The sequence below is a fragment of the Stenotrophomonas sp. Sm10 genome (assembly GCF_030985515.1).
Taxonomy (GTDB): Bacteria; Pseudomonadota; Gammaproteobacteria; order Xanthomonadales; family Xanthomonadaceae; genus Stenotrophomonas; species Stenotrophomonas hibiscicola.
Genome location: NZ_JAPTFO010000112.1, coordinates 1 through 9,493 on the forward strand (window position 1 = coordinate 1; position 9,493 = coordinate 9,493).

Genomic DNA, 9,493 nt, shown 5'->3' on the forward strand with positions numbered 1-9,493 from the left:
GACTATCGCTGCTCGACTTGTGGCAGCAGCGACTAGGTCGTGAGGGACACGCTCAGAGAGACGACATGCAATTGCGGGCGTGCATGGGTGTAGGCCGTGGACGCCGCATGGAGCGCGCTAGTTGCGCCAGAAGCCTCGTACAAGAGGAAGCCCGGTACAACCTAGCGGTGGGGATGCGTTCGAGCTTCTATCGGGTTCTGGCTGCTTTGGGATTACCGCCGCAGTTGGCACCCAAGGAGGACAAAGGAACACCCCAGGAGTGCATAGGAGGACTGTAGTTCTACTTGGTGGTGAATACCAGTGAATAGAACTCTACAGTCCCACTATAGTAATACTTAGGTCTTATTATGATACCAGGCTTGTCAAGCCCCTCCTTGGTCGATGGTCTCCGCCGTGTTGCGGCGCTCACGCCGATGGCAGAATGTCGTCGCTGGCGATCAGCCAGTGCCGAACAGAGGGAACGACTTTGGACACGACAGGCTGGAAGGCATGCACCATCTACGGTGACATGTCGAGTGACAGGGCGAGTGAGAACTATCCGATGGTGAACGTTTGCCCGGATTGCTTCGAAGAAGATCAACGCTGCGAGGGGGACGCGCAAATCGTCTCCGTCCAGGGCGACTACGATGACAGCCTCGGGCCGGAGTGTGGCTTGGAATGTGGAAACTCGGCTGACGACGAGTAAGTTGCCAAGGAGGGGACGCAAGTCCCCTCTGTCACTTTCGGGGCTTGAGAAGCGAGCGTCGCTTGGTGTCGCAGGTCTTCACCGGAGGACTACTGTAGAGGTCCGTCGATAGTAACGTTGACCCCGGTGGCATCGGTGCTGGATAGAAGCTCACGCCGACCTTGATTGGGAACTCCCACTATCCTGTCGGGCACTGGCGAGGTGCAGTGCCAATGCCTCAGCAGCAGTGCGTTCATCCGCCCATGGTGCAACCAGTTGGAAATTCTCTGGCATTAGGTTGAGGGAATTGCCATCCACGTAGCACACGCGGTAGCCACTCGGTCGGCCCAGCAGAAGGCGCGCCAGCGGGGCGTGCGAGCCGCTACCAGGAATGGTCGCTACGACGTACCGGTGTCCCTGGCCGTCGCTGCTCATGTAGACGCTTCCGGTAAGACCATAGCGGCGCTTGGCGTTGTCCCATACGACCGCCTCGGTGACTGTTGGGGTGTCGCTGCCGTGGACATGCAACTGGACCAAGTGGCGGCCGTCATGATCCGTGAAGTAGTACGGGGGTGGTGTCTGCTTCTTCATAGTCTGCTTCTTCGGTCCCTGGCGAAAGCGCACGGCAAAGCCGCCGAGGCCCGAAGGCCCAGCACTCGCAGGGTCAATTGGTGGTGGTGAGGAGGTCGGAGGGGGGCGAGGCTGAGCGTACAGCGGGGTTCAGCGCCGCTCGCCGTTCTCCCGATGATGACGGCTAAATCCAGTGCCGCCTATGGAGGGCCGGGGCGGACCGTTACGGTCCCTATCCCGATGATGTCCACTAAACCCATGACACGGTCACGTACTGTGCCGTATGGGGCGACCGCCTATGGAGGCGATGCCGCGACTGGAGGGGATGCGAGTTAGCGGCGTGGCACCGGGTAGCGGATCAGCTTCACCTTAGCGACCGGTGGCGTTGTGTACTTCACCGAAGCACCGTCCCCGATATAGCTCACTCGGGCTCCTATGACCTTAAACCAGCCGGGCGGCCATTCCGTGAGGAGACTACCGGTCAGCCCAGAATCCAGCGGAGTCTCAGAGCGGTCGGTGTCAATGAGGCGATACTCGTAAAATGTCTCGCCGAAGCTGTAGGCGGGTAGCCGGGCCGAAGCACTCACCGCCTTCTGAAAGTTGGAGCACGAAGTGTCTGCCTTGGGGGACTCCGTGCGCGAAAGGCATGAGAGAAAATGCGTCAGCGCCTTGTCCGTCTCGACAATCATGTGTATCGCAATCCAAGCCAAGCTGGGCAAGGAATAGACCGGCTGGACGGCATGCACAACGGGATGGGGACCTATTGCTCCATCTTCGGTAATCCCCTCCAGAAAGAAGCCGTGAAGCGAGATTGGTTGGTAGGGGAATGAGATTTCAGCAGTGTAGAGACGAGCGCGCGCATGCTCGTGCTTGGCCTTGTTCGCCATGAGGTTGAGCAAGTTGGCAGCCCCCCTAATCGTGCTCCGGAAAAACTTGGCGCGCTCGTCCCGCACAGCTTCTTCCTTGGTGGCAAAGTAGTTGCTGACAATTGCCTTTAGGTCGTCGTCATACTCCGCAGCTGCGTAGGTCAGTGCTTCCAATGCGTCTGAGGTGGCAGCCCAGCTATCGTTGCCCGAGCCAGGCTTAGAGATCCCCTCGTAGTCGAGTCTTAGCAATGCTTCGACATCTGTGGCGTAGCGAGTGATGCGCTCGCAGAGGCGTGAAGTTGCATGATTGTAGAGGCCTCGCGGGTGTCGCCCGCCCCTACTAGCATGATGGCTCAGGGAGCCCGCGGTCGCGTCGATAGCCGCGCCGGAAGTCAGCGCGCAAAGAGCGGTCGGTGAGAGACTAATGCGCAAGAGAGTGCTCGCTGTTCGATTTGCGTATATCTAAGCAGATGAAGGACCGCCGGTGCGCCTCCCCTTCTCATCTGCGGGGCTCAGGAAGGTCTTGTGGCGCGTGCACCTACGGGCGGAGGGCCGCTGTACAGGTCCGTGGACCATGCCTTCAGTACAGTGACAACGTGGCCCGCTTTCATGGCGGCTAGAGCAATCTCACCACAAACACAAGCGACGCCGACATCGCGCCGGAAGTCGAGAGGGGAACCTTTAGTGACTAAGTCCACTTGGCTAAGACCCTAGTCACGCCCGTCGGGTGCTTCCGGGCTGCCACCGTGCTTTCTGCCCGCGTTGATGAAAAACGCCGCCAGTGCTCCCAAGCCCCATAGGGCCGACAGCGGCAGCGCCCAAGCATGCCCGCGACCGTATGCCCACAGCCCGAGAAGCGGGTTGATGGGGGTTACTCCCGCCACGAGAAAGGCAACTAGCAGATTCGCCCTCATGGCTCATGCCGCCAACAGATGCGCCGTAGGGTGCCAACCTTGCGCGTAGTCGCGGTTTCCATGTGTCTCCTTACAGAGCGGACTTGGTGACCATAGCCGTCGCCCACACCAGCGCGAAGGCCACCGCGATGGGATACCAGCGGGTGCGCACCATCAGTTGCTCGTGGAAGTGGAGGATTCGACGAAAAGGCTTCGAGGGCGACATGGGTGTCCCTGGCTGCTTCACTCGTTGGCAATTCGTCCCGCTTACGCAGTTGATCCCGCAAGTGGGATTAAGTTCTTTCGTGTCAGTAAGTTAAGTCTAGCGGAGGGGGTTGCCACAAGCCATCCCTGTGGTGCCATCCTCCCATCGGGGGGCAGCGAAAAAGACAGATAGAGCCGCCCGTAGACATAAACGTTAGGAGCCGACATCGTGGATATTCCCTGTATAGCGTGGACTTTCGCCTTCCTTTTACCCCTTGGACTTTGGCATTCCTGCCGCCTGGGCCGGGGGAGGGCGGCTTCTGGATAGCCCGACGGTCCGACCGCTGTACAGTCGTCGGCCTTGGTCGTCTACTGCTCTACATTGAGCGTCGCGGCAGGACACCGCTCCTGCGGTACTGTGGGTAAGAATCGCTCGGGGCCGGCAGCCCGCTGGTTCGCCGCTGGCTGCTTGGGCTATTTGCTCTGCGACATCCTTCACGCACTGGCGGTCACGGATTCCGGCTGATCCGGACATCTGTATCGGTTGTGGCGGGACGGGGCACTGGTGTTGAAAAGGAAATGGCTGATCGGGCCGCGGGGCATATGGTGTAGCGTCCGTTTCCAGCCCCGAGCAGACGTTGGCAGGCTCTTTGATTCGACGAATTGGAGAGAAAAATCAATTCTCGTGAGATCACTAGTGGCGAAAACTCGTCGCTTACGGGCACGATAGGCATACATAGAGGGGGAATAGGAAATGGATAATCCTGCCGCATCGCAGAAGACCGTCCTCGAAACGATTCTGGACTGGTCAAAAAAACGGCCACTCTGGCAGCGTGACGCTCTGCGCCGCATCATTGCAAACGGGCGTCTGACGGACGCGGACATTAGCGAACTCGTGGACCTCTGCAAACAAGCCAGAGGTGCCCCCGCTGGCGTGCTGAAAGCGGTACCGCTGGAGAAGGCCCACCTTCCGGCCAACCCCGATCAGACCGCCGCGGTATCACTTCTGTCGATCACCGACGTGACCGGCGTGAACAACCTTGCAGCCGGCCAGACCCTCAGCTTCGAGCCGAATGGAATCACAATCATCTACGGTGACAACGGTGCAGGCAAGTCAGGCTATGCCCGCATCCTTAAACGCGCATGCCGTGCTAGGCATGCCGGAAAGATCGAACCCAATGTGTATGTTGATCAGCCCCCGAAATGCGTCGGCGCGAACATCGCGTATGCAATCGGCGGTGTACCGCAACCGGTGGGGCAGTGGCAGAACGGCGCTGTTCCGCATGCAGCGCTGTCTGCTGTGAGCGTGTTCGACAGCGATTGCGCCTCAGTGCATATCCGCGAGAAGAACGAAGTTGCGTTTCGGCCCTTTGGCCTGGACGTACCGGATGAGCTTGCTGCAGCCTGTCAGGCGGTGAAGGATGCTCTCGCAGCTGAACAGAAGCAGCTAGAGAAAGCTCGCAATCCGATCTTTGCTGCACCCACTTGGAAAGCCACGACGGCCGTGGGAAAGGCCCTGACTGCACTGAATTACAACACGGACGTAGAGAAGATCGAAGCCTTGGCAGCGCTCTCGGTAGACGAAAGTGCCCGTCTTGAGCGTCTGCGCGAAGACCTGTTGAAGAATCCGACGAAGGCGGCGGCGGAGCAAACTGTTAAAGCTGACAACATCATGAGGTTGATTGCCGTGGTGAACAGTGTTGCAGCCAGAACCGCAGATGAGGAGCTGCTGGCAGCCGCTGCCCTCGCCCGGGACGCACGGTCGAAACGGGATGCCGCACGTATTGCCGCGGACAAGGCCTTCACGGGCGAACCCATTGCCGGCGTCGGCGGTGAAACATGGCGGGCGCTTTGGGATTCCGCCCGACGCTACTCGACGGACATCGCATACCCCGGCCAACCGTTCCCTCCGTCGGCCGAAGACGCTTATTGCATCCTTTGCCAGCAGCCATTGGAAGCCGAAGCACGTGCACGGATGGCACGCTTCGAGGATTTTGTCCAGAAGGACACGGAACAGATGGCGCGCGAGGCAGAGAGGGCAGCTCAAACCGCGCGGCAGACCATAGCTGCCGGGGCAATCGGCACGCGGGCAGTTAAGGCCAGTCTTGACGAGCTGGGACTCCAGAATGGTGTACTACAGAAGCAGACGCGCCGCTTCATCGCCGCAGCCCGACTGAGGCGCCACGTTCTGCTCCAAGTCCTCGGCGGTAATGGCGAGTTGCAGCTTCCACCTGTTCCACTGTCGCCGCTGCCTGACCTCGGCCAGCTTCAGACCACTATCCGCAGCTACGCCGCCGAACTGCGTAAGTCCGCTGACGCGGATGAACGCAAGAGGATAGAAGCCGATTTCTCCGAGCTGAGCGATCGGGCACTGCTCGCCGGCATGCTGCCGACTGTCACTGACGAAATCCAGCGGCTGAAGACAGTCCGGTTTCTGGGCGAGTGTTCTGGCGACACGGTGACGAACGCCATCACCAAGATGGGCAACGACATTGCTGACACCGTGATTACGCCTCGGCTGCGGGACCGGTTTCAGAATGAGATTGTTAGGCTTGCGGCCTCGAAGGTTCGCGTCGAAATAGTTCGCTCTGGCGGCAAGTATGGCTCTCCTCAGTACCAGGTGCGCCTCGTCGCCAAGCCGGATGCCAAAGTCCACGAAATCCTGAGCGAGGGAGAAAAGACCTGCGTGGCGCTGGCCGGTTTCATGACAGAGCTCGCCACCGCAATGCACCGATCTTCTCTGGTCTTCGATGACCCAGTGTCCTCGTTGGACCATCGTTTCCGTAGGCAGGTGGCCAAGCGTCTCGTGGAAGAGGCGGAGAACCGCCAAGTCATCGTCTTTACGCATGACTTGGTGTTCGTTAACGATCTAAATGACCACGCGACGAATGCCGGGCGGGCAGTGCGGCTTACGACGCTAAATCGAGGCGCCGCGGGCGCCGGCATGGTCACTGACGGCCTGCCTTGGAAGGCCCAGAGCGTCGAAGATCGCATCGACAAGCTGGAGAAGGCGGCACGTGCGGCAAAGCTGCTGCATGACAAGGACGAGGAAGAAAAGTACGCGGTCGAGGTGGCAAAGTTCTACAACTCGCTGCGCGCCACATGGGAGCGCGGGCTCGAGGACATCGCCTTCGTCCGCGTTATTCAGCGCCATAGGGACTACATCAACGCCAAGGAACTGAAGAAGGTCAGCGCACTCAGCGGGGCTGACTGCGATGCTTTCGCCGCCGGATTCAAGAAGTGCTGCGATATTGTCGACGCCCACGATCCATCCAGCGGAAGGAATGGCGCGGCACCACCACCTACTGATCTCTTTCAGGACATACAGGCTTTGAAGAACTGGGCAGCGTCTCTGCGGGCCAGGCAAAAGAACATTGCTTGAGTGATCTGTGGTGTTGTGGTCTCGCTACAGGCTGGTGTTGGCCGCTAGGGCACTTTGACGCTAGGCCAGGCATCTGGCGACCATCGCCACGCCCAGTCCTAATCAGCATGTTTTCACGCGGCGTCAGTAACCACAGGCGGTCCGCCGCGACTACCGACGCCGTCCGCCAACCGGCTTTGCCGGCTGTTGGAGCGTGTGGGTCACGTGGCGTGGCCCTCGGTATATGCTTCTAAGCGGCCTTCGGCTTGAACGGGACGACTACATTTCCCATGTCAGCGCGCAGGGCGTCTAGATAGTCCGCCCACGCCTGCATCATCTTTCGGCGCTCGGGAAGGTGGCTTGTCCGGTTGTAGGCGCGCCCATTCGGATCGCGGACGGCGTGGGCCAGCTGATGCTCGATCAAGTCCGGCCGCCACCCCAACACTTCGTCCAACAGCGTGCGCGCAGTGGCACGGAAGCCGTGGGCCGTCATGGTTTCCTTGTCGAAACCCATGCGACGCAACGCGGCGGTGAGCGCGTTATCGCTCAACGGTCGCTTGGGCGAACGACCACCGGGGAACACGTATTGGCGATGACCCGTCAGCGGTTGCAGGTCGCGGAGGATCGCCACAGCCTGCGAGGACAGCGGAACGAGGTGCGGCTCGCGCATCTTCATCTTGTGCGCGGGGATGTTCCACTCGCCTGCATCCAAGTCGATCTCCGACCAGTCGGCATGGCGTAGTTCGCCTGGACGGACGAAAATCAGCGGTGCTAGTCGGAGGGCGGCGCGGGTGCTCGCATCGCCAGCATAGCCGTCGATGGCCCGCAGCAGCCCGCCGAGTTCGCGTGGATCAGTGATGGCGGCATGGTGCCGTTCCATAGGAGGTGCCAGGGCACCCCTCAGGTCGGCCACCGGATTCCGGTCGGCCCGTCCCGTGGCGACCGCGTACCGCATGACCTGGCCGCAGTTTTGCATGATCCGGTGAGCTGACTCGATGGCCCCGCGTTCTTCAATACGGCGGGCTACGCGCAGGAAATCGGGGGCCGCCAATTCCGCAACCGGACGCCCGCCAATCCACGGGAATACGTCGTTGTCCATCCAGGCGACGACCTTGCAGCGGTAGGACTCCACCCACTTCTGCTTGCCCAGCCATTCGCGGGTCACCACCTCGAAGCTGTTGGCGGCCTTTTCCACTCCGGCGACCTTGGCAGCCTTCCGGTGTTCGCCTGGGTCGATGCCTGATGCCAGCAGCCGACGAGCCTCAGCTTGGCGGCCGCGTGCGTCGGCCAAGGAGACTTCGGGGTAGGTGCCCAAGCTGAGCGTGTTGCGCTTCCCGGTCACGGGCCGGCGGTAGTCCCACCGCCACCAACGCGAACCATCCGGGTTGAGCTGTACGTACAAGCCGCCGCCGTCCCGAAGCTTGGTCGGCTTGGGGCCGGGCTTGGCCTTGCGGATGGCGGTATCGGTGAGAGGGGCGACGGTACGCGGCATGGCGGTAACTGATTTGGCGGTAGGCGTGTTACCGCAATTCTTACCGCCACCGGGAGCCGCATTTCAAGAGACTAACCTGGACCGCGCGGGACACAAAAAAGGCCGGGAGCCTTGTGTTGCAAGGGATTCCCGGCCTTTCATGGTCCTTCTCGGACCTTCGTATGGTGGAGGTGGGCGGAATTGAACCGCCGTCCGAAGGCACTCCATCCCCAGCACTACATGCTTAGCTCACCGTTGGATCTCGTCCCCGAACAGCACGGTGCGCAAAGCGCATCCGGGAACCAGCCTGTTGTGTTCTAGTGCCGGGCTGACAGGCAGCCGCCCAGCGCGATTCCATGATAGTGACTCTACACCGCGAGCATGGACACAAGCGGTTTCGAGGCTTAGGCCTTAAGCGGCCAGAGCGTAGTTGTCGTCGTTGGCAACTAGAGTTTTGCAGCTGGATTTACGAGGAAAGCTACCCCCTCGGCATGCGCCAGGCGACTTCACAACCCCCGTCGAAACCAATGCACCCCCGGTTTCTACAGTGCTGCAATGTACAGGGCCAATGCCGTGTTGCCACGAGCGGGGCCTGCCCAACGCTGCCAATGCTACGCCAAAACAGCTGAACAGTCACCGTGGCAATCCACAACAAGTTGTAGAGCCTCCGTCATAGCGGATTGGTAACGTCATGGGCACGAATTTGCGACACACTGGCGACGACCATCCAAGCCAGGACAGACAGGGAGACTGTGGGTGACCGAGGCAAGCCAACAACGCAGCCTGCGACAGCTGGTTGGACCCGTCGGGGCCGACTACCAGCGGCGCGCGTTGCCGCCCGGCTGGGTCTGGGCGGTGCTGGCGGTGCTGCTGGCGGCCACCTGGCCGACCGAGCTGCCGGCGACGGCGGCAGCCGCGCTGGTCTCCAGTGCGGTGGTGGTGCACTGGCCGCAGCGTGGGCGCTTGCATTGGCTGGGCTGGCGGCTGCCGGCGCTGGCGGTGCTCGCCGCGCTGCTGTGGGGCCCGGATGTACTGTCACAGTGGTTCGAACATGGCCTGGCCCTGACCTTGATGTCGCTGGCCAGCCTCAGCATTGGCGTGCATGTGTGGCAGTCGCGGCAAGTTGCGCGACAGTTGCAGGCTTCCGCCGATGCGCTGGACGACGCCCAGTTGCTGGCCCTGCTGCCCGTCGACGCCGCGCGGCTGGCGCAGCAGTGGCGCGCCGGTGATGATCGCCACGCTCCGGAACTTTCGGTGGTGATGCACCTGGCGGTGATGCATGCGGCGCTGGCGCCGAGGATGCGCAGGCAGGGCGTTCTGGCCAGCTGAGCCGCATCGTGTTGTAGAGCCGAACCTATGCTCGGCTGCTTCACGGCAGTCGAGCACAGCTCGGCTCTACAGAAAGCCAAAGCAGCCGAGCGTGGCTCGGCTCTACAGAAAGCCAAAGCAGCCGAGCGTGGCTCG

At 61.1% G+C, this 9,493-nt stretch carries 5 protein-coding genes and 1 other RNA gene; 2 read left to right on the forward strand and 4 right to left on the reverse strand.

Going from position 1 to position 9,493, the window contains the following annotated elements:
• Positions 1–835: 835 nt before the first annotated feature.
• Positions 836–1,255, reverse strand: a complete 420-nt coding sequence (locus tag O0J15_RS19445; protein WP_188241262.1) for a hypothetical protein — start codon at positions 1,253–1,255, stop codon at positions 836–838.
• Between the two features lie 311 nt (positions 1,256–1,566).
• Positions 1,567–2,274, reverse strand: coding sequence for a hypothetical protein (locus O0J15_RS19450; protein ID WP_152525810.1), 708 nt, complete (start codon positions 2,272–2,274; stop codon positions 1,567–1,569).
• Positions 2,275–3,951: 1,677 nt separating this feature from the next.
• Here O0J15_RS19450 and O0J15_RS19455 point away from each other — a divergent pair.
• Positions 3,952–6,579 carry an AAA family ATPase gene (locus tag O0J15_RS19455; RefSeq protein WP_308306134.1) on the forward strand — a complete coding sequence of 876 codons (2,628 nt, stop codon included), beginning with the start codon at positions 3,952–3,954 and terminating at the stop codon, positions 6,577–6,579.
• A 229-nt stretch (positions 6,580–6,808) separates the two neighbouring features.
• On the opposite strand, the gene O0J15_RS19460 is transcribed toward O0J15_RS19455, so the two are convergent.
• Together O0J15_RS19460 and ssrA are read right to left on the reverse strand one after the other, a co-directional pair.
• Positions 6,809–8,050: an integrase arm-type DNA-binding domain-containing protein gene (locus tag O0J15_RS19460; RefSeq protein WP_308306135.1), complete on the reverse strand. Its 1,242-nt coding sequence runs from the start codon at positions 8,048–8,050 to the stop codon at positions 6,809–6,811.
• A gap of 162 nt (positions 8,051–8,212) precedes the next feature.
• Positions 8,213–8,566, reverse strand: a transfer-messenger RNA (tmRNA) gene (gene ssrA / locus O0J15_RS19465).
• Positions 8,567–8,785: 219 nt separating this feature from the next.
• On the opposite strand from ssrA, the gene O0J15_RS19470 reads away from it, so the two are divergent.
• Entirely contained in the window at positions 8,786–9,358 is a 573-nt protein-coding gene (locus tag O0J15_RS19470) for a hypothetical protein (RefSeq protein ID WP_019661237.1), read from the forward strand.
• Positions 9,359–9,493: the final 135 nt, after the last annotated feature.

Excerpts from the sequence above, each read along its gene's own strand:
- O0J15_RS19455 (WP_308306134.1), top strand. The coding sequence starts at position 3,952 with ATGGATAATCCTGCCGCATCGCAGAAGACCGTCCTCGAAACGATTCTG.
- O0J15_RS19445 (WP_188241262.1), bottom strand. The coding sequence starts at position 1,255 with ATGAAGAAGCAGACACCACCCCCGTACTACTTCACGGATCATGACGGC.
- O0J15_RS19460 (WP_308306135.1), bottom strand. The coding sequence starts at position 8,050 with ATGCCGCGTACCGTCGCCCCTCTCACCGATACCGCCATCCGCAAGGCC.